Below are 23,736 nucleotides of genomic sequence, written 5' to 3' on the forward strand. Positions count from 1 at the left end.
GTGGCACGGCGAGCCTGACCAGGGAATGAACGTTCAACGTCCGTCCCCGGAAAAACGTTGGCCGTCGCCCGCTTCTTTTCTGCCGGCCCGCGGCAGGCGGGAGCCGGCTACGCCCGCTCGGAGAACAGCTCGGTGATGACCTGCCTGAGCCAGCGGTTGCCCGGGTCGGACTCGAAGCGCTTGCTCCAGTGCAGCGACACGGTGAAGTCGCGCAGCGGAAAGGGCGGCTCGACGATGGCGTAGCCGCCCTCCTGCGCGAAGCCGCGCGCGATGTTGCGCGGCATCACCACCGCGAGGTCGGTCGCGCGCACGATGGCCGGCAGCACCATGAAGTGCTCCGTCGTCAGCCGCAGCCGGTCTTCCAGGTTGAGCAGTTGCAGGATGCGCAGCGTCTCGGCATGCGTGCGCACCGCCACGTAGTCGAGTTCCTGCAGGGCCTCCAGCAGCGCCTGCCCGCTGCGCCTGCGCCTGACGAAGGGGTGGTCCTTGCGCAGCAGCACGATGTAGCGGTCCTTCAGCAGCTGGGCGCGCTGGGTGTCCTTCACCCCGGGCAGGAAGCCGAAGGCGAAGTCGACCTTGCCGCTGTCGAGGCCGGCGGCGATGTCGCCCGGCGCCAGCGGCATCGTCTCGACCCGCACGCCGGGCGACAGCTCGCGCAGCCGCGCCATCAGCGCGGGCAGGAAGCGCCCTTCGCCGATGTCGCTCATGTGGATGCGGAAGGTCTTGCGCGACACCTGCGGCTCGAAGCGGTCGGGCTCGTGCAGCGCCCTTTCCAGCGTGGCCAGCGCCGCCTGCACGGCCACCGCCAGGCGGTCGGCGCGCGGCGTGGGCGCCACGCCGCCGGGGGTGCGGGTGAACAGCGCATCGCCCAGCAGCAGGCGCAGCCGGGTCAGGCCGTGGCTGGCCGCCGGCTGCGTCAGGCCGAGCGCCTCGGCCGCGCGGCTCACGTTGCGCGCGCGGTAGACCGCGTCGAAGAGCCGCAGCAGGTTGAGGTCGACCGTGTCGATATGCACCGTGTTCATATTGGATAGCTGCCTCATTTTATTGAGGTATGGCGCACCGCCGACCACACTCCCGTTTCCCCACCGGCCCCCCAGAACCCCATCGGGCCCCAGAACAAAGAAGAGACAGAGACAAGATGGAAGTTTCATTCAGCAAGGAAGTGGAGATGCTGCGCCTCGGCGCGGGCGACACCTTCCACGGCGAGGGCATCCTCGCGATCACCAAGGGCCTGCTGCAGTCGGGCGTGGCCTACGTCGGCGGCTACCAGGGCGCGCCCGTCTCGCACCTGCTCGACGTGATGGTCCAGGGCAAGGCCTACATGGACGAGCTGGGCGTACATGTCGAGGCCTGCTCCAACGAGGCCTCGGCCGCGGCGATGCTCGGCGCCTCCATCCACTACCCGCTGCGCGGCGCCGTGACGTGGAAGTCCATCGTCGGCACCAACGTGGCGGCCGACGCGCTGTCGAACCTGTCGTCGCCGGGCGTGACAGGCGGCGTGCTCATCGTGGTGGGCGAGGACTACGGCGAAGGCGCCAGCGTGATCCAGGAGCGCACACACGCCTACGCACTCAAGTCGAGCATGTGCCTGCTCGACCCCAGGCCCGACCTCGGCGTGATGGTGCGCATGGTGGAGGAGGGCTTCCGCCTCTCGGAAAGCTCGAACATGCCCTGCCTGATGGAGCTGCGCATCCGCACCTGCCACGTGCGCGGCAGCTTCGAGTGCAAGGACAACGTGCGGCCCGCCGTCTCCACCCGTGCGCTGATGGAGGAGCCCGCCGGCTTCGACTACATGCGCCTCGCACACCCGCCCGTCACCTTCAGGCACGAGAAACTCAAGGGCGAGGCACGCATTCCGGCCGCGCGCCGCTACATCGCCGAGCACGGCCTCAACGAGCTGATGCCCGGGCGGCGCCATGCCGACCTCGGCATCGTGGTGCAAGGCGGGCTCTACAACGCGCTGATCCGCAGCCTGCAGCAGCATGGGCTGGCCGATGCCTTCGGCGAGACGGACATCCCGATCCTCGTGCTCAACGTGACCTACCCGCTGGTGCCCGAGCAGGTCGCCGACTTCTGCGTGGGCAAGCGCGCGGTGCTGGTGGTGGAGGAAGGCCAGCCCGAATACATCGAGCAGGACATCGCCACGCTGCTGCGCCGGCGCGACATCCAGACCCCGCTGCACGGCAAGGACATGCTGCCCTCCGCGGGCGAGTACGGCGTGGAGGTGCTCTCCGGCGGCATCGGCGCCTTCGCAGCGAAGTACATCGAGGCGGACGAGGCATCCTCCTCGGCCCAGGCCTGGCTGGCGGGCAACCGCGAGCGCCGCGAGGCCGTGGCGCGCCGGCTGAGCTCGCCGCTGCCCAACCGGCCGCCGAGCTTCTGCGTCGGCTGCCCGGAGCGGCCGGTGTTCTCCGCCCTCAAGCTCGCGCAGCAGGAGACCGGGCCGGTGCACGTGGCCGCCGACATCGGCTGCCACGCCTTCGGCACCTTCGAGCCCTTCTCGATGGGCCACTCCATCCTGGGCTACGGCATGAGCCTCGCGAGCCGCGCGGGCGTGGCGCCGATGATGAACCGGCGCACGCTCTCGATCATGGGAGACGGGGGCTTCTGGCACAACGGGCTGCTCACCGGCGTGCAGAGCGCGCTCTTCAACGGCGACGACGCGGTGCTGCTGATCTTCAAGAACGGCTACACCTCGGCCACCGGCACGCAGGACATCATCTCCACGCCCGACGACGAGATCAAGGAACGCGCCGAGGACAAGCAGCAGAGCCTGGTCGACAAGAACCAGACCATCGAGGCCACGCTCAAGGGCCTGGGTGTGCAGTGGATGCGCACCGTCACCACCTACGACGTGGAGCGCATGCGCAAGACGCTGACCGAGGCGCTCACCAGCGACTTCGACGGCCTGAAGGTGGTGATCGCAGAGGGCGAATGCCAGCTGGAGCGCCAGCGCCGCATCAAGCCCTGGATCGCCAGCCTGCTGAAGAAAGGCGAGCGCGTGGTGCGCGTGAAGTACGGCGTCGACGAGGACGTGTGCAACGGCGACCACGCCTGCATCCGCCTGTCGGGCTGCCCCACGCTCACGCTGCGCGACAACCCAGATCCGCTGAAGGTGGACCCCGTGGCCACCGTGATCGACGGCTGCGTGGGCTGCGGCCTGTGCGGCGCGAATGCGCATGCGGCCACGCTGTGCCCGAGCTTCTACCGGGCGGAGGTGGTGCAGAACCCGAAGTGGCATGAGCGGCTGCTGCATGGCCTGCGCGGCGCGTTCGTTCGCGCGCTGCAGCCCTCATGACCACGCTTTCCTTCTCCCTCGCCCTTGGGGGAGAGGGAGCAACAGCCATCCGGAAATAACAAGAACAGAAGCGACCCGATGAACCGAACCATGGACCACACCCGCCCCATCACCCTGCTCGTCTGCGCCCTTGGCGGCGAAGGCGGCGGCGTGCTCACCGAATGGCTGGTCGACACCGCGCGCCATGCCGGCTATGCGGCGCAGAGCACCTCGATCCCCGGCGTGGCGCAGCGCACCGGCGCCACCACCTACTACATCGAAGTCTTTCCCGTGCCGCTCGCGCAGCTCGGCGGCAGGCGCCCCGTGTTCAGCCTGAGCCCGGTGCCGGGCGCGCTGGAGGCCATCGTCTCCTCGGAGCTGCTGGAGACCGCGCGCCAGATCGGCAACGGCATGAGCGCGCCGCAGCGCACGATGGTCATCAGCTCCTCGGCGCGCATCTTCACGACGGCCGAGCGCATGCAGCTCGGCGACGGCCGCGCCGACGCGCAGCAGCTGCTCGACGTGGTCAAGGCCTTCAGCCGCGAGCACCATGTGTTCGACATGAACGCCGTCGCGCGCGAGAGCGGCACGGTGGTCAGCGCGGTGATGCTGGGCGCCATCGCGGGCAGCGGGCTGTTCCCGTTCCCGCGCGAGGCCTACGAGCACGTGGTGCGCGGCGGCGACAGCAGCGCGCCCGAGAAGCTCAACCGGATGGCCGCCGCCAGCCTGCGCGGCTTCGCCTCGGCCTTCGAGGCGGTCGACGCGCCACGCACGCAGGCCGCCTTCGTCAGCAGCGTGATGGCCGGCGAGGGCAACGACGCGCCGCCACCGGTCGCCGCCCTGCCCGCCGACCTGGCGCGGCGCTTTCCGCCGGCCGTGCACGACATGCTCGCGCTGGGCCATGCCCGCGTGCTCGACTACCAGGACGCCGCCTATGCCTCGCTCTACGCCGAGCGGCTGGGCCGCGTCCTCGATGCGGAGCGTGCCGCCGATCCGGCCGGCGCGCGGGACTTCGCCGTCACCCGCGAGGCCGCACGCTGGCTCGCGCTGTGGATGGCCTTCGACGACATCGTGCGCGTGGCCGCGCTCAAGGGCCGCGCCAGCCGTGCGCAGCGCGTTCGGCGCGAGGTGCGCGCCGGCGAGGAAGACATCGTGAAGGTCTACGACCACTTCAAGCCCGGCGCCGCCGAGTTCGCGGCGCTGCTGCCCGCGTCGCTCGCCAGCCGCGTCACGGCTTGGGACCGCCGCCGCCAGTCGCGCGGCCTCGCGCCGTGGGCGCTGCCGCTGAAGGTGGGCAGCCATTCGGTGTTCGGCATGGCCTCGCTGCGGCTGCTGGCTTCGCTGCGCTGGCTGCGCCGGCGCGGCAGCCGCTTTGCGCAAGAGCAGGCCCTCATCGAGCGCTGGCTGGCCGCCGTGGAAACCGGCACGCGCCAGGCCTGGGCGCTGGGCCACGAACTCGCGCTGTGCGGACGGCTCATCAAGGGCTACGGCAGCACCAACGAGCGCGGCAAGCACAACCTGCTGCACGTGATCGACGAACTGGCCGGCCGCAGCACGCTGGCGGCCTCCGAGCGGGCCACGGCCGTTGCCGCGGCGCGCGAGGCTGCACTGGCCGATGAGGGCGGCAAGGCCCTCGACGCCGCGCTGGCCGCCCACGGCGCAGCGCCGCGGCCGGTGCAGGCGCAGCCGATCCGCTGGATGAAGCGGCCGCCGCCGGCCAAGGCCTGAGCGGACGCAGCCGGATACAAGAAAAGGAGACAAGACCGATGACCCGCCCCGCCCTTCCCTGGCGACGATGCCTCCTGCTGCTGGCAGCAGCCGCCATGCTGGCCCCGGCGCACGCCAACAACGCGTGGCCTGCCAAGCCGATCAAGGTGATCGTCAATTTCCCCGCAGGCGGTGCCGCGGACCAGATCGCCCGCGCGATCTCGCAGCCGCTGCAGGAGTCGCTGAAGCAGCCGGTGGTGATCGAGAACCGCGCCGGCGCCAACGGCAACCTCGGCGGCGAGGCCGTGGCGCGCGCGCCGGCCGACGGCTACACGCTGCTGATGAGCTCGGGCGGCATGGTGTCGGTGAACCCGCACCTCTATTCGCGCATGAGCTTCGACCCCGCGAAGGATCTCGTGCCCGTGGCAGCCGCCGCGCGCGTGCTGGTGTTCCTGGTCACGCGGCCCTCGCTGCCTCCTGCGAACGTGAAGGAGTTCATCTCGTACGTGAAGGCCAACCCCGGCAAGCTGTCGTACGGCTCGCCGGGCAACGGCAGCTCCCCGCACCTCGCGGGCGAGATGTTCAAGACCCAAGCCGAGCTGTTCGCGCTGCATGTGCCCTATCGAGGCGCCGCGCCCGCGCTGCAGGACCTGCTGGCCGGCCAGATCGACTACGCCTTCGACCCCGGCATCGCGCTCACGCAGGTGCGCGCGGGCAAGCTGAGGCTGCTGGCCGTGGGCAGCCCGAAGCGCTCGCCGCTCTTTCCCGACGTGCCCACGCTCGACGAGGCCGGCCTGCGCGGCTTCGACGCCGACACGGTTTTCGGCTTCTACGCACCCGCCGGTACGCCGCCGGAGGTGGTGACGCAGCTCAACGCGCAGATCAACCGCGCGCTCGCGCTGCCGGCGGTGCAGGAGCGCATCGCGTCGATCGGCGGCGAGGCGCAGCCCGGCTCGCCGGCAGCGTTCCAGCAGCGCGCAACGGCCGACTCCCAGCGCTTCGGCGCGCTGATCCGCGAACGCCGGATCGTCGCGGACTGAGCGCAGATGGCCCAGCTGCTCAACGTCGAGGACTACCGGCGCCGCGCCCGCCGCGCGCTGCCGCGGCTGGTGTTCGACTACATCGACGGCGGCGCGGAAGACGAGCGCTGCCTCCGGCGCAACCGCGAGGCGCTCGAGGCGCTGCCGCTGATCCCCGAATGCCTGCGCGACACCAGCAAGGTGGACATCGGCACCGAACTCTTCGGCCGCCGCTGGCGCGCCCCTTTCGCCATCGCGCCCATCGGGCTGGCCAGCCTCGTGCGGCCGCGCGCCGACGCCCTGCTGGCCGGCGCCGCGCAGGCGGCGGGCGTGCCCTTCATTCTTTCGACGGCCTCGAACACACGCATCGAGGAGGTGCGCAGCACCGCGCCCGACGCCACGCTGTGGATGCAGCTCTACGTGATGGGCGAACGCGCCATCGCCGAACGCATCGTGCGCCGCGCGCGCAATGCGGGCTTCGAGGCGCTCGTGCTCACGGTGGACGTGCCCGTCAGCGGCCTGCGCGAACGCGACCTGCGTCACGGCTTCCGTGTGCCGATGCGCCTCACGCCCGGCACCGTGCTCGACATGGCGCGGCACCCCGCATGGCTGCTGCGGCTGGCCGGCGGCGGCATGCCGCAGTTCGCGAACCTGCTGCCGGATGAAGACGACGGGGCGCCGGTCTCGGCGCAGACCCAGGCCGCGCTGCTCTCGCGCGCCATGGACCGCACGCTCACCTGGGAGAGCCTGGCCTGGCTGCGCAAGCTCTGGGACGGGCCGCTGCTCGTGAAGGGCCTGCTGGGCGCCGAGGACGCGCGCCGTGCGCTGCGCCACGGCGCGGATGGCATCGTGGTCTCCAACCACGGCGGGCGGCAACTCGATGCCGCGCCGGCCACCATCGCCGCACTGCCGGCCATGCTCGATGCGGTCGGCGGGCGCATGCCGGTGCTGGTGGACAGCGGCATGCGGCGCGGCAGCGACATCGTCAAGGCGCTCGCGCTCGGGGCGAACGCGGCGCTGGTGGGTCGCGCACCGGTCTACGGCCTGGCCTGCGGCGGCGAAGAGGGCGCGCTCTCGGTGCTGCAGCTGCTCGCGCAGGAAACCGAACGCACGATGACTCTGCTGGGCGCCTTGCGCGTCGCCGAACTCGGGCGCAGGCATGTCGAGATGCATGCATCGCGTTCGCAGATCGAACAAGTCGGGCACGCGACGCACGCATCCGTGCCGACGCACGGGAAAGCCTCCATTTACCCCGCGCACGCGGCTGCCTAGATTGCGGATTCGCTCGTAGAGACACACAACACAACGAAGGAGACCATGAAAGCCACTCGCCAACCCCGTCCGTCCCGCTGCATGCCCCTGGGCCTTGCAGCGGCCGCCGCAGCCCTCGCGCTGGCCGTTCCCGCCACCCAGGCGCAGGACAAGCCGGTGCAGCTCAAGCTGTCGAGCTGGGTGCCCGCGCAGCACCCGCTCAACCCCGCGCTGCAGGCGTGGGCCGACGACATCAAGAAGGAGTCGGGCGGCACCATCACCGCGATCCTCTTCCCCTCGGAGCAGCTGGGCAAGGCCTTCGACCACTACGACATGGCGCGCGACGGCATCGCCGACTTCTCGTACGTGAACCCGGGCTACCAGCCGGGCCGCTTCCCGGTGATGGCGGGTGCGTCACTGCCCTTCCTGTTCGCCAACGGCAAGGAAGGTTCGGCCGCCATCGACGCCTGGTACCGCAACTACGCGGCCAAGGAGATGAAGGACGTCAAGTACTGCTTCGCCTTCGTGCACGACCCGGGCACCTTCCACTCGCGCAAGAAGATCACCGTGCCCGGCGACATCAAGGGCATGAAGGTGCGCCCGGCCACCAGCACCGTGGGCCAGCTCATCACCTCGCTGGGCGGCACCAACGTGCAGGCCTCGGCGCCCGAGTCGCGCGACATGCTCGAGCGCGGCGTGGCCGACGCCATCACCTTCCCGTGGGGCTCGATCGGCCTTTTCGGCATCGACAAGGTGGTGAAGTACCACATGGACGTGCCGCTGTACGTCACGCCCTTCGTGTGGGTGATGAACAAGGGCAAGTACGACGCGATGTCCGCCGCGCAGAAGAAGGTGATCGACGACCACTGCACCAGCGAGTGGGCGCAGAAGGTGGCGGGCCCGTGGGCCGACTTCGAGTTCGGCGGCCGCGCCAAGATGGCTGCGCTGTCGGGGCACGAGATCTACAAGCTCACGCCCGAGCAGCTGGACGCATGGCGCAAGGCGGCGGCGCCTTCCGAAGCGCAGTGGGCCGACAGCGTGAAGAAGGTCGGCGAAGACCCGAAGGCCGTGATGGATGCGCTGAAGGCCAGCCTTACCAAATACAAGTCAGCCCTGTGATGTCGGGCGTCTTCTTTCAAGGGGCCGCCGCGCACGGCCGCCCGAAGCGGCCGGCCCGCCCCCCGGTAGGGGGGTTGGCGAAGCGACACGAAGTGCGCGAAGCCTGGGGGGCGAGCCAATGAAGCGAAGCGCTATGGACCGTGCGATCAACACGATCGAATGGCTTGCCGCCATCTTCGTGGGGATCGTCGCGCTCAACATCTTCGTGGCCGTGGTGCTGCGCAAGTTCTTCGACACCTCGATCCCCGACGCCTACGACTTCGGCCGCATGCTGCTGGGCATCCTGATCTTCTGGGGCATCGCGGCCACCAGCTACCGCGGCGGCCACATCACGGTCGACCTGGTGTGGACGGCGGCGGGCCCGCGCATGAAGCGCGCCATCGACGTGTTCGCCACGCTGGTACTGCTCTTCGTGGTGGCGGTGCAGACCATCATGCTGTTCGACAAGGTGCGCGGCACCTATGTCGACAACGTGCAGACCTACGACCTCAACATCCCGACCTGGCCCTTCTACGCCGTGGCCTGGGCCGGCGACGTCTGCGCCGTGCTGCTGATCGCCATCCGCACCTACCGGCTCATCTTCCATCCCGAACAACTCGAAGAAGTTCACGCAGAACAGAAGGCCGACGAATGAGCCCCGATGCAGTCGCAGTGTTGGGCTTCGTCGCCCTTTTCGTATTGATGCTGTTGCGCGTGCCGGTCGGCATGGCGATGGGCCTGGTGGGCGTGGTGGGCTACAGCTACCTCGTCGGCCCCGGGCCTGCGCTGAAGCTGGTGGGCCAGACCTCCATGCGCACGGTGACCGACTACACCTTCGGCGTGATCCCGATGTTCATGCTGATGGGCGCGCTGGTGTCGGTCTCGGGCGTGAGCCGCGAGCTCTTCAAGGCCGCCAACTCGATGATCGGCCACCTGCGCGGCGGCCTGGGCGTGGCCACCGTGGTGGCCTGCGGCGGTTTCGCGGCGATCTGCGGATCGTCGGTGGCCACGGCCGCCACCTTCTCGGCGGTGGCCTATCCGGAGATGCGGCGCTTCAACTATCCGCAGTCGTTCTCCACCGGCGTGATCGCCGCGGGCGGCACGCTGGGCGCGATCCTGCCGCCATCGACCGTGCTCGCGGTGTACGCCATCCTCACGCAGCAGGACATCGGCAAGCTCTTCATGGCGGGCATCGTGCCGGGCATCCTCGCGATGGCGATGTACGTGCTGACCATCGCGGTCATCGTGAAGACGCGGCCCGGCTGGCTGCCCGGCGGCGAGGTCAAGCCGTGGTCGGAACGCCTGAAGGACCTGAAGAACGTGTGGGCGCCGCTGGTGCTGTTCGTGTTCGTCATCGGCGGCCTGTACGGCGGCTTCTTCACGCCGACCGAGGCGGGCGGCGTCGGCGCGAGCGGCGCCTTCATCCTCGGGCTGGTGCGGCGCAAGCTCGACGGCCCGAAGATCCGCGAGGCGCTGCTGTCGGCCACGCGCACGGCGGCGGCGGTGTTCACGGTGCTGATCGGCGCGCTGCTGTTCGGCTACTTCCTCACCATCACGCAGAGCCCGCAGAAGCTCACCGAATTCCTCACCGGCCTGGGCATCGGCCGCTACGGCGTGCTGGCGCTCATCATGCTCATGTACCTGGTGCTGGGCTGCCTGATGGATGCGATGGCGATGATCATCCTGACCGTGCCCATCATCTATCCGGTGATCGTGCACCTGGGCTTCGACCCGATCTGGTTCGGCGTGATCATCGTGATGACCGTCGAGCTCGGCCTGATCCACCCGCCGGTAGGCATGAACGTGTTCGTCATCAAGAGCGTGGTGAAGGACGTGAGCTTCACCACCATCTTCAAGGGCGTGCTGCCGTTCATCGTGACCGACATCGTGCGGCTGGTGATCCTGATCGCGTTCCCCATCATCGCCTTGTGGCTGCCGACGAGAATGGGCTGATGAGCAATACAAGCACCACTTCAACCAAGGAAGTCGTCTACACCGTGCGCGTGGAGTTCGGCGACTGCGACCCCGCCGGCATCGTCTGGTTTCCCAACTTCTTCCGCTGGATCGACGCGGCCTCGCGCCACTTCTTCGCCGAATGCGGCGTGCCGCGCTGGGAAGAAACCACGCAGACGCTGGGCGTGATCGGCACGCCGCTGGTCGACACGCACACCCGCTTCGTGAAGTCCGCAAGCTATGGCGACACGCTGAGCGTCGCGGTGCGCATCATCGAGTGGCGCGAGAAGAGCTTCGTGCAGACCTACCGCGTGACGCGCGGGGACGACCTGATCCTCGAGTGCGAGGAGGTGCGCATCTTCGCGGCGAAGCGCGAGGGCGGCGGGATACGGGCCGTGGCGATTCCGCCATCGATACGAGCGCTCTGCGAATAGGCTTCAGCGCGCCTCGGCCTGAAGCTTCGCGAGCAGGCCGGCGACGCCATGGTCGATCAGGTCGAAGACTTCGATGAAGTCCTTCTGCCCGCCATACCACGGGTCGGGCACGTCGCCTTCGATGCCCTCGGCGTACTCGGTGAACAGGTGGATCTTGTCTTCTGTTCCAGCAGGAGCCAGCCTGCGCAGCGCGGCGCAATGCTGGGCGGTCATGCCGATGATCAGGTCGAAGCGATCGAAGTCGGACTTGCGGACTTGCCGCGCGACATGAGCGTGCATCGTGATGCCGCGGCGCTTCGCCTCGGCCACGGAGCGCCGGTCCGGTGGATTGCCCCGCTCCTCGTCCGAGATGGCGGCGCTGTCGACTTCGACATCCAAGCCAGTCGCGCGGGCCTTGTGCATGAGCAGCACGTGGGCCGTGGGGGACCTGCAGATGTTGCCAGTACAGATGAACAGAATCGACGGAGTTTTCAATTGCGGCAAGAAGGAAGGTGGAACGGTATTTTCATCCCACGGAGACGGAGCACTTCCCGCGCCCGACCGGACCCGCGACCGCGCCGGCGATCTGCGTTGCCAGTAGGATGGAACGATGCCCTTGCATCGCCCCCTGCACATCGCCGCCCTGCTCTGCACCGCCGCCCTTCTGGCGGCCTGTGCGACCCCTGCCGATCGCGAGGCAGCAACCGCACGGCATTCCGCGGCCACCGCGGGTCTCGATGGCGGTCGAGCTGCGCTGGCGTCCAAGGACCCGGTCGTCGATCTCTCTCCGGCCCAGGCGCTGGCACCTGGGGCGCGGGGTGCCCGGGTACGCTGGAGCGGCGGCATCAACGCCATCGAGTCGCGTGACGACGCTCGCCAGTGCTTCACCCTGCTGCATGCCACTTTCGACGCACGAGGCGTGCTGCAGTGGCCGCGCGATGCGCAGAATTTCGTTGCCTGCGGCCCGGGACACTACGACCGGGATCTGGTGGCCCAGTTCACGCTGGTGAGCCTCGAAGGCCATGTGACCGGGCAACAGATGCTTCTGGACAAGCCGGTTCCCGTGATGGAGATCGAAGCGCTGTATCGACACTCCGACTGCGTACAGGGCAGCGACAAGAGTCCCGAGTGCTACGCGGGCTACCTGCGACCTCAAAGTCCTTAGCACCTTGCCGCGACGCATCCGCAGGCTGCGCGGAGATCGATCGCGTCCAGGTGCCTGCACCGGACGCCGGAAGACTACAAGCGCACGGGTTTCCGGCCTTCATTCCGGGCCGCCTCGAACGGCGCGCGCTGGATATGCTGAGGTCGCGCGCTGCAGCCAACGATGTACAGAGCGCGAAAAAACTCGATGGAGGTCAGGTGAGGAAAAACCCTTTGGTACTGCTTGTGGTCGGCGCGATCCTTTTGATTGCAGGCGCGCTGCTCACTTTCGGGGGCACGGCGCCAGCGGCCGATGCCACGACGGTGGCGAAATGCCAGGAGCGCATGAAAGATCAGGGCGCAGAGATGCTCGGGCGGTGCAAGGAGTCGGCCTTCGCCACCGCCATGACGGCGACCGATGCCAATGCCGCGGCCCGTGCCATCAGTGCGAGCAACAACAGCGAGATCGGAGGCAATGCCCTCGGCATGTTCCTGCTGGGCCTGGGCCTCGTTCTGGCAGTGGCGGGCGGTCTGGCATGGAGAAAGCGAGCGGCGACGGCATAGACGTGCCCGGAGGGTCTTGTGCGGATCGCGACTCGATCGAGAGAAGACCCTTCCGCATTGCGAGAAGCCATTCCCAATGGTTGACGCATCCGTGACGCGGTGCAACAATCTGGAAATCTTCATTTCGGAGCCCCGTGCGTGGACAGTGCCAGTTGGATCAGTGACAAGACGCGTGCCTCGGCAGGCGTGACACATCCGGCCCTCTAGCGCAGGCTTCTCCCGCGCTGCGTGCCGGTCGTTGCACACAGCGTGACCCGCTTGCCGGCCTGGCGAGCGGCTCCCTCCTCCCGATTCCCTTCGTTCTTCGTCACTGACTATTTCAGTCAGCTTGCGTGCATCCGTGCGCGAGGCCCTTCTGTGCGAAGGAGCCTTGTCATGCGTCACTTTCATCTTCGTCGTCAGCCGCACGAACAGCCGCGTGTTCGTCCGTCGGCGCACGTGCCTGCGCACGCCGCCCCGACAGCGGCGGAAGCCGCGCCTGCCGTGGATGCCAAGCTCGACCAGGCTGCGGCGCTCTGGACCACGCGCCGCATCCGCAGCTATCTGCTGCTGCAGCCGATCTGCGTGCCCCGCCGCTGATCCGCGCTTCACACCTCTGACTTTCAAGCAACTCGCAAGCAACCCAGGAGCACACCATGGACCCCGCCTCTTGTTGGCGCCATAGCGCGCCCCCTTCGTCCAGACCTATTCCAACAATGACGCGGCCCGCTGCCGCGCCTTGCAGAGGGGTGCGCCCGGCCGGCTGATCGACGCCGGGGTTCTCCTTCCGCGGGCGGCAGTGGCGGCCGCCCCGAAGGAGAACATCATGAAGAACGTCCTCAAGTCCTTTTTCGAAAGCTTCCTGCGCAGCCGCCACATGCTGCACCACTTCGAGCGCTGGCAGACGCTGCTGGGCTCGAAGCCAGTCGGAACCGGCTCCGTCAGCATGCCGCCCGACATCGCGAAGGCGCTGAACGCCGCCTCGCGCACCGACGCCGGCGAGATGCTGGTCAAGCTCGGCAGTTCGCCGCGAGGCCTCAGCGAAGGCCATGCGCAGGTGCTGCGCAAGCGCCTCGGCAGCAACGAGGTGCGCCACGAGCAGCCGCTTCGCTGGTGGCAGCACCTTTGGCAGTGCTACCGCAATCCGTTCAACCTGCTGCTGACAGTGCTGGCGCTGGTCTCCTACGTCACCGAAGACATGAAGGCCACGCTGGTGATCGGCAGCATGGTGGTGCTGTCGACGGTGCTGCGCTTCCTGCAGGAGTCGCGCTCCAACAAGGCGGCCGACCGGCTCAAGGCGATGGTGAGCAACACCTCCACCGTGCTGCGCCCCGCCCCGGGCCACAAGGCGGGCGCGGCGGGCGACGAAGGCTTCGACACCACGCACGCCGGCACGGTGCGCGTGGAGGTGCCGATGCGCGACCTGGTGCCGGGCGAGGTGATCGCGCTTTCGGCCGGCGACATGATCCCGGCCGACTGCCGTCTGATCACGGCCAAGGACCTCTTCATCAGCCAGTCGGCGCTGACGGGCGAGGCGATGCCGGTCGAGAAGTTCGTGGTCGACCGCGGCGACCACGCAGCAGGCGTGCTCGAACGCGAGAACCTGCTCTTCATGGGCACCAACGTGATCAGCGGCACCGCCACCGCGGTGATCGTGCATACGGGCGACCGCACCTTCTTCGGCGCGCTGGCCCAGCGCGTGACGGCCACCGACCGCGGCACGAGCGCCTTCCAGGCCGGCATCAACCGCGTGAGCTGGGTGCTGATCCGCTTCATGCTGGTGATGGCGCCGCTGGTGCTGGTGATCAACGGCGTGGCCAAGGGCGACTGGTGGGAGGCGGCGCTGTTCGCGCTGTCGATCGCGGTCGGCCTCACGCCCGAGATGCTGCCGATGATCGTGACCGCCACGCTGGCCAAGGGCGCGGTGGTGATGTCGCGCCAGAAGGTGATCGTGAAGCGGCTGGAGGCCATCCACAACTTCGGCGCCATGGACGTGCTGTGCACCGACAAGACCGGCACGCTGACGCAGGACCGCATCGTGCTCGAGCGCCATACCAACGCATGGGGCGAGCAGTCCGACCACGTGCTGCAGCTGGCCTACCTCAACAGCTTCCACCAAACGGGGCTGAAGAACCTGCTGGACAAGGCCGTGCTGAGCCACGCCGAGATGCAGCTCGAAACCCGCCTGCAGACCGCCTATCGCAAGATCGACGAAGTGCCCTTCGACTTCTCGCGCCGCCGCATGTCGGTGGTGGTGGCCAACGGCGGCAGCGAGCACCTGCTGATCTGCAAGGGCGCGCTGGAAGAAATCCTCTCGGTGTGCACCTCGGTCGAACGCGGCGCGGAAGTGCTGTCGCTCGACGCCGACGTGCTCGCGCGCATCCACAGCGTGGCCTCGCAGCTCAATGCCCAGGGACTGCGCGTGGTGGCCGTGGCCAGCCGCTCGCTGAAGGTCGAGGAGCAGAAGCCGGCCTACGGCGTGGCCGACGAGTCGGGGCTCACGCTGCTCGGATACGTGGCCTTTCTCGATCCGCCGAAGGAATCGACCGCCCCCGCGCTGCGTGCGCTGGCCGAGCACGGCGTGGCGGTGAAGGTGCTGACGGGCGACAACGAGCTGGTCACGCGCAAGGTCTGCGCCGACGTGGGCCTCGAAGTGGGCCGCATCGTTCTCGGCGCTGAGATCGAGGAAATGGTCGATGCCGACGTGAAGCTGGTCGTCGAGGCGCACCAGGTTTTCGCCAAGCTCACGCCCGCGCACAAGGAACGCATCGTGCACGCGCTGCATGCCAACGGGCACGTGGTGGGCTTCATGGGCGACGGCATCAACGACGCGCCCGCGCTGCGTGCCGCGGACATCGGCATCTCGGTGGACAGCGCGGTGGACGTGGCCAAGGAGTCGGCCGACATCATCCTGCTGGAGAAGAGCCTGATGGTGCTGGAGCAAGGCGTGGTCCAGGGCCGCCGCACCTTCGCCAACATGCTCAAGTACATCAAGCTCACCGCGAGCTCGAACTTCGGCAACGTGTTCTCGGTGCTGGTGGCCAGCGCCTTCCTGCCCTTCCTGCCGATGCTGCCGCTGCATCTGCTGGTGCAGAACCTGCTGTACGACGTGTCGCAGATCGCCATTCCGTTCGACAACGTCGACGACGAGTTCCTCAAGAGCCCGCAGCGCTGGAACCCGGCCGACCTGGGCCGCTTCATGGTGTTCTTCGGCCCGCTAAGCTCGGTGTTCGACATCCTCACCTTCACGGTGATGTGGTTCGTCTTCGCCGCCAACTCGGTGGAGCACCAGACGCTCTTCCAGTCGGGCTGGTTCGTCGAAGGCCTGCTGTCGCAGACGCTGATCGTGCACCTGATCCGCACCCGCAAGATCCCGTTCCTGCAAAGCCGCGCCGCATGGCCGCTGCTCATCATGGGCGCCGCGATCGCCGCCGCGGGCATCTGGCTGCCGATGGGGCCGCTGTCGCACTACTTCAAGCTGCAGGCGCTGCCGCTGGCGTACTTCCCGTGGCTCGTGGCGATGCTGGTGGGGTACGCGTTGCTGACGCAGGCGGTGAAGGGGTGGTATGCGCGCAGGTATGGGTGGCAGTGACCTATCGAGGCCGTCCGGTTTCATGACATGTTCATGAAGCCGGGCGGCTGCAAACTGCGGACCGACATCAACAAGAAGAAGGAACCCATCGATGCAAGTCATCCACAACATCAACCTGGCCTCGCTGCTCGACACCCTGGTCAGCGTGGCCGCTGCGTTCATCCTCGGCTCGGTGATCGGCTTGGAGCGCCAGATACGGCAGCGCACGGCGGGTCTTCGCACCAACACGCTGGTGGCCGTGGGCGCGGCGGTGTTCGTCGACATGGCCTACCGGCTCGATGGCAGCGGCGGTGCGGTGCGCGTGGTGGCCTACGTGGTGTCGGGCATCGGCTTCCTGGGCGCCGGTGCGATCATGAAAGAGGGCGCGAACGTCACGGGGCTGAACACGGCGGCGACGCTGTGGGGGTCGGCGGCGGTGGGCGCCTGCGCGGGCGCCGACCTGCTGGGCGAGGCGCTGATCGCGGCGCTCTTCGTGCTGGCGAGCAATACGCTTCTGCGTCCGGTGGTGAACCGCATCAACCGCCAGCCGATCAGCGAGGAAAGCAGCGAAGCGACCTACGTGGTGCGCGTGATCTGCTCGCGCGCCGCGCGGCCCGAGGTGCTCGACCAGTTGCTGGTGTTGCTGGAGGCCGCGAACTATCCGGTGCGCGATGTCGACCAGCACCCCTTCGGGCCGGCCGACACCGAGATCGGCGCGACGCTCTATGCGACGGCGGTCGAGCCCGCGGAGCTCGACCGCGTCATCGCGGATCTGGAAGCGCTCGACGGCGTGCAGCAGGCCTTCTGGAATGCCACCGCCGAGGAGTGAAGCGCGTCAGACGCCGAGGATCGAAACCGCCTTAGTGTTCAGGTAGGCCTCGAGCGCCTCGGGGCCGCCTTCCGAGCCGTAGCCCGAATCCTTCACGCCGCCGAAAGGCATTTCCGGCGAGGGGGTTGCGGGCTGGTTGATCCAGAGCATGCCCAGCTCGAGCTTCTGGCTCAGCAGGTGCGCGTTCTTGATCGACTTGGTGAAAGCGTAGCCGGCCAGGCCGAAAGGCAGGCGGTTGGCTTCGGTGATCGCTTCTTCCAGCGTGTCGAAGCCGCGGATGGCAGCGATGGGGCCGAAGGGTTCGTTGTTGAACACGTCGGCGTCCAGCGGCACGTCGGTCAGCACGGTGGGCGCGAAGAAGTTGCCGGCATCGCCGACGCGCTCGCCGCCGGTGGCGACGGTGGCGCCCTTCTTGCGGGCGTCTTCCAGCACGTGGGCCATGGCGGTGAGGCGGCGCGCATTGGCCAGCGGGCCGATGTTGGTGCCCTCGGCGAGGCCGTCGCCGAGCTTGAGGCCTTCGGCGTGCTTGACCAGCAGGCTCGCGAACTCGTTGCGCAGGCTGTTGTGCACCAGGAAGCGGGTCGGCGAGATGCAGACCTGGCCCGCATTGCGGAACTTGGCGGCGCCGGCGGCCTTCACGGCCAGCGCCACGTCGGCGTCTTCGGCGACGATCACCGGGGCATGGCCGCCGAGCTCCATCGTCACGCGCTTCATGTGCTGGCCGGCCAGCGCGGCCAGCTGCTTGCCGACCGGGGTCGAGCCCGTGAAGGTGACCTTGCGGATGATCGGGTGGGCGATCAGGTAGTTCGAGATCTCGGCGGGGTTGCCGAACACCAGGCCGACCACGCCGGGCGGGATGCCCGCGTCGACGAAGGCGCGCAGCAGCGCGGCGGGCGAGGCCGGGGTCTCCTCGGGGGCCTTCACCAGGAAGGAGCAGCCGGTGGCCAGCGCGGCACCGAGCTTGCGCACGATCTGGTTGATCGGGAAGTTCCAGGGCGTGAACGCGGCGACGGGGCCCAGGGGCTCCTTCAGCACCAGCTGCTGCGCGGCCAGGTTGCGCGAGGGCACGATGCGGCCGTAGACGCGGCGGCCTTCGTCGGCGAACCATTCGATGATGTCGGCGGCGGCCATGGTCTCGACCTTGGCCTCGCCCAGCGGCTTGCCCTGCTCCTGCGTGAGCAGCTTGGCGATTTCGGCGGCGCGTTCGCGGATCAGGCCCGCGGCGCGGCGCATGACGGCGGCGCGCTCGTTGGCGGGGGTGTTGCGCCAGGCTTCGAAGCCGCGCTGCGCGGCAGCCAGGGCGCGGTCGAGGTCGGCGATGCTGGCATGCGCCACCTTGCCGATGGCCTTGCCGGTGGCAGGGTTCACGACGTCCAGCGTCTTGCCGCCGGTGGCGTCGACCCATTCGTTGTCGATCAGCAGGCGGGTGTCGGTGTAGGTCATGGCGAGCTTTTCCTTCGAAGACTGGAGATTGAAAGGGGAATCTGGATGTCCGGCGCGGCACCGAAGCGGTGCGCAGGCGACAAGCGGCGGCCCGAAGGCCGCCAGGGGCATAGATTAACCCGAGTTCGGCAAGGCCGCCGGAGGACGGCGAACACCCCCGCTAAAGGATCAGCAACGCGCGGAAGTCGTTGACGTTGGTGTTCGTCGGGCCGGTCACGAACAGGTCGCCGATCGCGTCGAAGTAGCCATAGGCGTCGTTGCGGTCGAGGTGATCGGACAGCTTCTTTCCCGCAGCACCGGCGCGTACCAGCGTGTCGGGCGTGACGAAGGCGCCGGCGTTGTCCTCCACGCCGTCGATGCCGTCGGTGTCGGCGGCCAGCGCCCACACCTGCGGCTGGCCCATGAGCGCGCCGGCCAGTCCCATGCAGAACTCGCCCGCGCGTCCGCCCCGGCCCTTGGCCTGGCCCGGCTGGCGGGGGCGGATCGTGACGGTGGTCTCGCCGCCCGAAAGAATCACGCAGGGCCGTGCGAAAGGCTCGCCGCGATGCGCGACCGCGCGCGCCAGCGCGGCGTGCACCTTGCCGACCTCGCGCGATTCGCCCTCGATCTCGTCGCTGAGGATGTGCGCCTCGACACCGGCCTCGCGCGCCGCCCTGGCCGCCGCTTCGAGCGACTGCTGCGGGGTGGCGATCATGTGCGTCTCGTGGCCCTTGAAGACTGCGTCGTTCGGCTTGGGCGTCTCGAGTTCGCCGCTTTCGAGGCGTGCACGCACGGGGGCAGGCACCTCGATCCCGTAGCGGTCGAGGATGGCGAGCGCATCGGCGCAGGTGGTGGCGTCGGGCACGGTCGGGCCGCTGGCGATGACGGCCGGATCGTCGCCGGGCACGTCGCTGATGGTCAGCGTCACCACCCGTGCCGGCGCGCATGCCGCGGCCAGACGGCCGCCCTTGATGCGCGAGAGGTGCTTGCGCACGCAGTTCATCTCGCCGATGTTCGCGCCGCTTTCGAGCAGCTGCTTGTTGATGCGCTGCTTGTCGGCCAGCGTCAGCCCCTCGGCCGGCAGTACCAGCAGCGACGAGCCGCCGCCGGAAATGAGGCACAGCACGAGGTCGTCGGCCGTGAGCCCCTTCGTCAGCGCGAGGATGCGCTCCGCCGCCTGCTGGCCCGCCTCGTCAGGCACGGGGTGTGCGGCCTCGACGATCTCGATGCGCTGCGGAACGCCCTCGGGGCGCGGCGGAATGTGGTCATAGCGCGTGACGACCAGGCCGGAGAGCGGCGCATCGGCCGGCCACAGGGCCTCCAGCGCATGCACCATAGAGCCGCCGGCCTTGCCGGCGCCCAGCACCAGGGTGCGGCCCTTCTTCGGTGGCGGCGGCAGATGGGCGCCCAGCGTGGACAGCGGCAGCGCGCGGTCCACCGCCACGCGGTAGAGATGTTCGAGGAAGGCGCGCGGGGCTTCGCGCGGATCGGGGGCCGGGGTCGATGCGGTCGTCATTGCTGCTTTGTCTCCAATCCGGCGATTGTGCTGCGGACCGCGACCGGCCCCGCTTGCCGCCGGTCAACTTCCGTCTGACTAGTTGGTCTTTGCGCCGCCCTGGAACCAGCGGCCGATGAGTGCCCGCTCTTCGTCGGTGATGCCCGTGGCGTTGTTCATCGGCATGATCTTGGTGACCACCACCTGCTGGTAGATGGCCTGGGCGTGGGCAGCAACCTGTTCGGGCGAATCGACCCGCACGTTCTTCATCTGCACGGCGGGGCCGTGGCACATGAAGCAGCGCTGCTCGAGCACCTTCTGCACGTCCTTGAACTGCACCGCGGGTGCGGCGGCGGCCACTGCGGGCGCGGCGACCGGCTCGGGCTTCATCCAGACGATGGTCAGGCCCAGCACCACGATGCCCACCAGCGCGTAAGGCAGCGGATTGCCCGCATTGCCCAGCTTGAAGCGGTGCCGCACCACGAAGAACTGGCGGATGGCCGCGCCGCCGAGCATGATCAGCAGCAGCACGATCCAGTTGTACTTGTGCGTGTAGGCGAAGCTGTAGTGGTTGCTCAGCATCGCGAACAGCACCGGCAGCGTGAAGTAGGTGTTGTGCACGCTGCGCTGCTTGCCGCGCTGGCCGTGCACCGGGTCGACCGGCTTGCCTTCGCGCAGCGCCGCCACGTTCTTGCGCTGGCCGGGGATGATCCAGAAGAACACGTTGCCGCTCATGGTCGTGGCCATCATGGCGCCCACCAGCAGGAAGGCCGCGCGGCCCGCGAACCACTGGCAGGCCAGCCAGGTCGCGAAGGCGATGAAGACGGCGATCAGCACGCCGACGATGGTGTCGCCGTGCTTGCGTCGCCCGAAGATCTGGCAGATGCCGTCGTAGACCATCCAGAACACGACGAAGAAGGCCAGCGCCACCGCGATGGCGGCGCCGGGCTGCCAGTCCATCTTCGACTTGTCGATGAGGTAGGTGCTCGCGTTCCACAGGTACGACATCGTGAAGAGCGAGAAACCCGTGATCCAGGTGGAGTAGCTCTCCCAGTACGACCAGTGCAGGTGGTCCGGCAGCTTCTTGGGCGCCAGCGCGTACTTCTGCATGTTGTAGAAGCCGCCGCCGTGCACGGCCCATTGCTCGCCGCCCACGCCCTTGTCGAGCGATTCCTGGTCCTGCGGCTTCTCGAGGCTGTTGTCCAGCATCACGAAGTAGAAGGAGGCGCCGATCCAGGCGATGGCGGTGATGACGTGGACCCAGCGCAGCAGCAGGTTGGCCCAGTCGAGGTAGTAGCTTTCCATATGCTTCTCTCTCAACCCGATTGGCGCGTGGGGACGCCAGGAACGGGTTTCAGCCTGCTCACCACCGCGGGCGCTGTAAGCAGAGAAAGTGCCGCGAACGCAGGCTCCATGGAAAGATGGGCCTCGCTCCGCTGCGGCTTGTTGTGGACCGGAAGTGTATACAGTTTTGGCAAGAGACGGGGTGCTTTTTTAGGGCGCGACCGCCGGGAAAACCCTGTTCAGCCCAGCGATTGCAACAACTGTGCCGCCACCGCCACGGCGATGACCTCCGGCTCCTTGCCCGTGATGCCGGGCACGCCGATCGGGCAGGTGATGCGGGCCAGTTCGTCCGCCGTGAAGCCGCGCGCCTCCAGCCGGTGGCTGAAGGTGGCCCACTTGGTCTTGCTGCCGATCAGTCCGACGTAGGGCAGGTCGTTTCGCTCGCGCAGGCGCTTCAGGCAGGCGATGACGATGTCGAGGTCTTCGGCGTGGCTGAAGCTCATGATGAGCACGCGGCTGCCCGGCGCGAGCGAGGCCACGGCGTCCTGCACCGGCTCGGAGTGCTCGGTGTCGATCTGCACGGGCAGTTCGTCGGGGAAGACGCCGTCGCGGCTGTCGATCCAGCGCACCGAGAACGGCAGCGCCGACAGCAGCCGGGCGAGCGCCGCGCCCACGTGCCCGCCGCCGAAGAGGGCCACGGGCTCGAGCTGCGCGACCAGAGCCTGCTGCAGCCTCGGCGCATCGGCGGCAGTGATGCGCTCGTAGGAGAGGAACATCACCCCGCCGCAGCACTGCCCCAGGCTGGGCCCGAGCGGATAGCGCTGGATGCCGTCGAAAGGCTTGCGCGTGCCGGCCAGCAGCTCGCGCGCTTCCCTGGTCGCCTGGAACTCCAGCTGCCCGCCGCCGATGGTGGCGGTGAGGCCCTCGGCCCACACGGCCATCCAGGTCCCGGCCTCGCGCGGCGCCGAGCCCTGCGTGGACTCGACGCGCACCAGCACCGCGTCTTCGTGGCGCAGGCGCGCCAGCAATTGATCGACCGCACCGCTCATCGTCATCGATACCTTCGGTTGCCGGGCGCGCGACGACTCACGGTATAAACCCGGCCATGAATCGCCAGCTTACGCCTCGCCGCCTCGCACTTGCAGCTTCTGTTGTTTCGGCCCTGTGGCTCGCAGGCTGCGGTTCCACCGGGTCGGTTCCCGGCCAGTTGAGCGGGGCCAGCGCCGATGTCGGGGCCGGGCCGGTGCCGTCCGCGTCCAGCGCTTCTTCCGCGCGCGCCTATCGCCGCGATGCCGCGCGCCATGTCTACGACGCCAACCGCTCGCGCATCTACAAGGGACAGCTGCCGCCGGTGCTGTACGCGGTCGGCACGCTCGAGGTGAACATCGACGCGGGCGGCAAGGTGCGTTCGATGCACTGGCTGCGCGCGCCCAAGCATGCGCCCGAAGTGATCGCCGAGATCGAGCGCACGGTGCTGAAGGCGTCGCCCTTCCCTCCGGCAACGCGCCTGGGTTCCGTCACCTGGACGGACACCTGGCTGTGGGACGAGAGCGGACGTTTCCAACTCGACACCCTGACCGAAGGCCAGCAACAAGGCGACTGACGCCCGGCTCAGGAGCCGCGGTAGGTGGAGTAGCTCCACGGGCTCACGAGCAGCGGCACGTGGTAGTGCTGGTCGGTGTGGGCCACGCCGAAGTCCAGCGAGACCTTGTTCAGGAAGTTCGGCTCCGGCAGCTTGACGCCCAGGGCCTTGAAGTAGCCGGCCACGTCGAACACCAGGCGGTAGGTGCCGACCTTCAGCGAGTTGTTGTCGTAGAGGGGCCCGTCGCTGCGGCCGTCCGAATTCAGCGTGAAGCGCTTCACCAGCGTGGCGGCTTCGCCGTCGGTGGTGTAGAGCGCGACCTCCATGCCGGCCGCGGGGCCGCCATGCATCGTGTCCAGTACGTGAGTGCTCAGGCCCATGGGGCGCTCCTTGAAAGTCCGAAGAACTCGGATCGGTGGGTGCGGGAAATTCCGGTGGACAAAAGTGTATACAGTTACCGGCTTTGGGTCTATCATGAAAAACATGGAGTCCTCCACCACCCGTTCGATCGTCGATGCCCTCACGAAGGCCATCGTCGAGCACCGGCTTCAGCCCGGCACCAAGCTGGCCGAGCAGAAGCTGGCCGATCACTTCGGCGTCTCGCGCACGCTGGTGCGCCAGGCGCTGTTCCAGCTCTCGCAGAACAAGCTCATCCGGCTGGAGCCCGCGCGCGGCGCCTTCGTGGCGGCGCCCGCGGTCGACGAGGCCAAGCAGGTGTTCGCCGTGCGCCGCATGCTCGAGGCCGAAATGACGCGCGAGTTCGTGCGCACCGTCACGCCCGCCAAGATCAAGGCGCTGAAGGAGCACGTGGCGCTGGAGAAGTCCGCCGTGTCGGGCGAAGACGTTTCCGGGCGCACCGAGCTGCTCGGCGACTTCCACGTGCGCATGGCCGAGCTCATGGGCAACCAGGTGCTGGCGCAGATCCTGGGCGAGCTCATCTCGCGCTGCGCCCTCATCACGCTGATGTACCAGAGCGCCAGCGCGGCCGAGCACTCCAACGACGAGCACGCCGACATCGTGAAGGCCCTGGCGGCACGCGACGAGGAGCGCGCCGTGCGCCTCATGACCGAACACCTCGAGCACGTCGAGGCCAACCTCACCTTCGACCGCAAGGTCCCGACCAACGACATCTCGCTGGCGCTGTCCTGA

21 protein-coding genes are annotated in these 23,736 nt (G+C 68.4%); 14 read left to right on the plus strand and 7 right to left on the minus strand.

The window, feature by feature from the left end; all coding sequences use genetic code 11:
- Positions 1-107 precede the first annotated feature (107 nt).
- Positions 108-1,022, minus strand: a complete 915-nt coding sequence (locus tag ACTJLF_RS09800; RefSeq protein ID WP_440882974.1) for a LysR family transcriptional regulator — start codon at positions 1,020-1,022, stop codon at positions 108-110.
- A 116-nt stretch (positions 1,023-1,138) separates the two neighbouring features.
- On the opposite strand from ACTJLF_RS09800, the gene ACTJLF_RS09805 reads away from it, so the two are divergent.
- From ACTJLF_RS09805 to ACTJLF_RS09840, 8 genes are all read left to right on the plus strand, one after another.
- Positions 1,139-3,298, plus strand: a complete 2,160-nt coding sequence (locus ACTJLF_RS09805) for an indolepyruvate ferredoxin oxidoreductase subunit alpha (protein ID WP_354424597.1) — start codon at positions 1,139-1,141, stop codon at positions 3,296-3,298.
- A gap of 90 nt (positions 3,299-3,388) precedes the next feature.
- On the plus strand, positions 3,389-5,005 hold the full coding sequence (locus tag ACTJLF_RS09810) for an indolepyruvate oxidoreductase subunit beta family protein (RefSeq protein ID WP_440882997.1): 1,617 nt from the start codon (positions 3,389-3,391) through the stop codon (positions 5,003-5,005).
- A gap of 38 nt (positions 5,006-5,043) precedes the next feature.
- A complete protein-coding gene (locus ACTJLF_RS09815) occupies positions 5,044-6,024 on the plus strand; it encodes a Bug family tripartite tricarboxylate transporter substrate binding protein (protein ID WP_354327571.1) in 981 nt (326 codons plus the stop codon).
- Positions 6,025-6,030: 6 nt separating this feature from the next.
- The gene (locus ACTJLF_RS09820; RefSeq protein WP_440882975.1) at positions 6,031-7,275 is read left to right on the plus strand and encodes an alpha-hydroxy acid oxidase; all 1,245 of its coding nucleotides are present in this window, start codon (positions 6,031-6,033) and stop codon (positions 7,273-7,275) included.
- A gap of 45 nt (positions 7,276-7,320) precedes the next feature.
- Positions 7,321-8,373 (plus strand): TRAP transporter substrate-binding protein, encoded by a 1,053-nt coding sequence (locus ACTJLF_RS09825; protein WP_309937900.1) that lies wholly within the window; start codon positions 7,321-7,323, stop codon positions 8,371-8,373.
- Between the two features lie 133 nt (positions 8,374-8,506).
- A complete protein-coding gene (locus ACTJLF_RS09830) occupies positions 8,507-9,007 on the plus strand; it encodes a TRAP transporter small permease (RefSeq protein WP_019655094.1) in 501 nt (166 codons plus the stop codon).
- Positions 9,004-10,305: a TRAP transporter large permease gene (locus ACTJLF_RS09835; protein ID WP_019655093.1), complete on the plus strand. Its 1,302-nt coding sequence runs from the start codon at positions 9,004-9,006 to the stop codon at positions 10,303-10,305. The genes ACTJLF_RS09830 and ACTJLF_RS09835 overlap by 4 nt, the downstream gene beginning before the upstream one ends.
- Complete coding sequence (locus ACTJLF_RS09840; RefSeq protein ID WP_126185312.1) at positions 10,305-10,739, plus strand: acyl-CoA thioesterase; 435 nt, start codon at positions 10,305-10,307, stop codon at positions 10,737-10,739. Before ACTJLF_RS09835 ends, ACTJLF_RS09840 begins: the two co-directional genes overlap by 1 nt.
- Positions 10,740-10,742: 3 nt before the next feature.
- On the opposite strand, the gene ACTJLF_RS09845 is transcribed toward ACTJLF_RS09840, so the two are convergent.
- Entirely contained in the window at positions 10,743-11,354 is a 612-nt protein-coding gene (locus tag ACTJLF_RS09845; RefSeq protein WP_440882998.1) for a low molecular weight protein-tyrosine-phosphatase, read from the minus strand.
- On the opposite strand from ACTJLF_RS09845, the gene ACTJLF_RS09850 reads away from it, so the two are divergent.
- From ACTJLF_RS09850 to ACTJLF_RS09865, 4 genes are all read left to right on the plus strand, one after another.
- Positions 11,329-11,883 (plus strand): hypothetical protein, encoded by a 555-nt coding sequence (locus ACTJLF_RS09850; RefSeq protein WP_440882999.1) that lies wholly within the window; start codon positions 11,329-11,331, stop codon positions 11,881-11,883. The genes ACTJLF_RS09845 and ACTJLF_RS09850 overlap by 26 nt on opposite strands.
- Positions 11,884-11,933: 50 nt before the next feature.
- Positions 11,934-12,425 (plus strand): hypothetical protein, encoded by a 492-nt coding sequence (locus tag ACTJLF_RS09855; RefSeq protein ID WP_440882976.1) that lies wholly within the window; start codon positions 11,934-11,936, stop codon positions 12,423-12,425.
- 805 nt (positions 12,426-13,230) lie between these two features.
- The gene (gene mgtA, locus ACTJLF_RS09860) at positions 13,231-15,996 is read left to right on the plus strand and encodes a magnesium-translocating P-type ATPase (RefSeq protein WP_440882977.1); all 2,766 of its coding nucleotides are present in this window, start codon (positions 13,231-13,233) and stop codon (positions 15,994-15,996) included.
- Between the two features lie 91 nt (positions 15,997-16,087).
- A complete protein-coding gene (locus tag ACTJLF_RS09865; RefSeq protein WP_440882978.1) occupies positions 16,088-16,804 on the plus strand; it encodes an MgtC/SapB family protein in 717 nt (238 codons plus the stop codon).
- Positions 16,805-16,810: 6 nt separating this feature from the next.
- On the opposite strand, the gene ACTJLF_RS09870 is transcribed toward ACTJLF_RS09865, so the two are convergent.
- The 4 genes from ACTJLF_RS09870 to xdhC form a co-directional block, all read right to left on the minus strand.
- Positions 16,811-18,247 (minus strand): NAD-dependent succinate-semialdehyde dehydrogenase, encoded by a 1,437-nt coding sequence (locus tag ACTJLF_RS09870; RefSeq protein WP_020723101.1) that lies wholly within the window; start codon positions 18,245-18,247, stop codon positions 16,811-16,813.
- A gap of 160 nt (positions 18,248-18,407) precedes the next feature.
- Complete coding sequence (locus ACTJLF_RS09875) at positions 18,408-19,742, minus strand: glycerate kinase type-2 family protein (RefSeq protein ID WP_126185316.1); 1,335 nt, start codon at positions 19,740-19,742, stop codon at positions 18,408-18,410.
- 78 nt (positions 19,743-19,820) lie between these two features.
- Positions 19,821-21,026: a urate hydroxylase PuuD gene (locus ACTJLF_RS09880; protein WP_019655084.1), complete on the minus strand. Its 1,206-nt coding sequence runs from the start codon at positions 21,024-21,026 to the stop codon at positions 19,821-19,823.
- Between the two features lie 218 nt (positions 21,027-21,244).
- Positions 21,245-22,054 carry a xanthine dehydrogenase accessory protein XdhC gene (xdhC, locus tag ACTJLF_RS09885; protein ID WP_440882979.1) on the minus strand — a complete coding sequence of 270 codons (810 nt, stop codon included), beginning with the start codon at positions 22,052-22,054 and terminating at the stop codon, positions 21,245-21,247.
- 56 nt (positions 22,055-22,110) lie between these two features.
- On the opposite strand from xdhC, the gene ACTJLF_RS09890 reads away from it, so the two are divergent.
- The gene (locus ACTJLF_RS09890; RefSeq protein WP_126185318.1) at positions 22,111-22,608 is read left to right on the plus strand and encodes a hypothetical protein; all 498 of its coding nucleotides are present in this window, start codon (positions 22,111-22,113) and stop codon (positions 22,606-22,608) included.
- 8 nt (positions 22,609-22,616) lie between these two features.
- On the opposite strand, the gene uraH is transcribed toward ACTJLF_RS09890, so the two are convergent.
- On the minus strand, positions 22,617-22,967 hold the full coding sequence (gene uraH, locus ACTJLF_RS09895) for a hydroxyisourate hydrolase (protein WP_019655081.1): 351 nt from the start codon (positions 22,965-22,967) through the stop codon (positions 22,617-22,619).
- A gap of 94 nt (positions 22,968-23,061) precedes the next feature.
- Here uraH and ACTJLF_RS09900 point away from each other — a divergent pair, with 94 nt between their 5' ends.
- A complete protein-coding gene (locus ACTJLF_RS09900) occupies positions 23,062-23,736 on the plus strand; it encodes a GntR family transcriptional regulator (protein ID WP_019655080.1) in 675 nt (224 codons plus the stop codon).

The organism is Variovorax sp. 22077 (assembly GCF_052044195.1).
GTDB lineage: Bacteria > Pseudomonadota > Gammaproteobacteria > Burkholderiales > Burkholderiaceae_C > Variovorax > Variovorax atrisoli.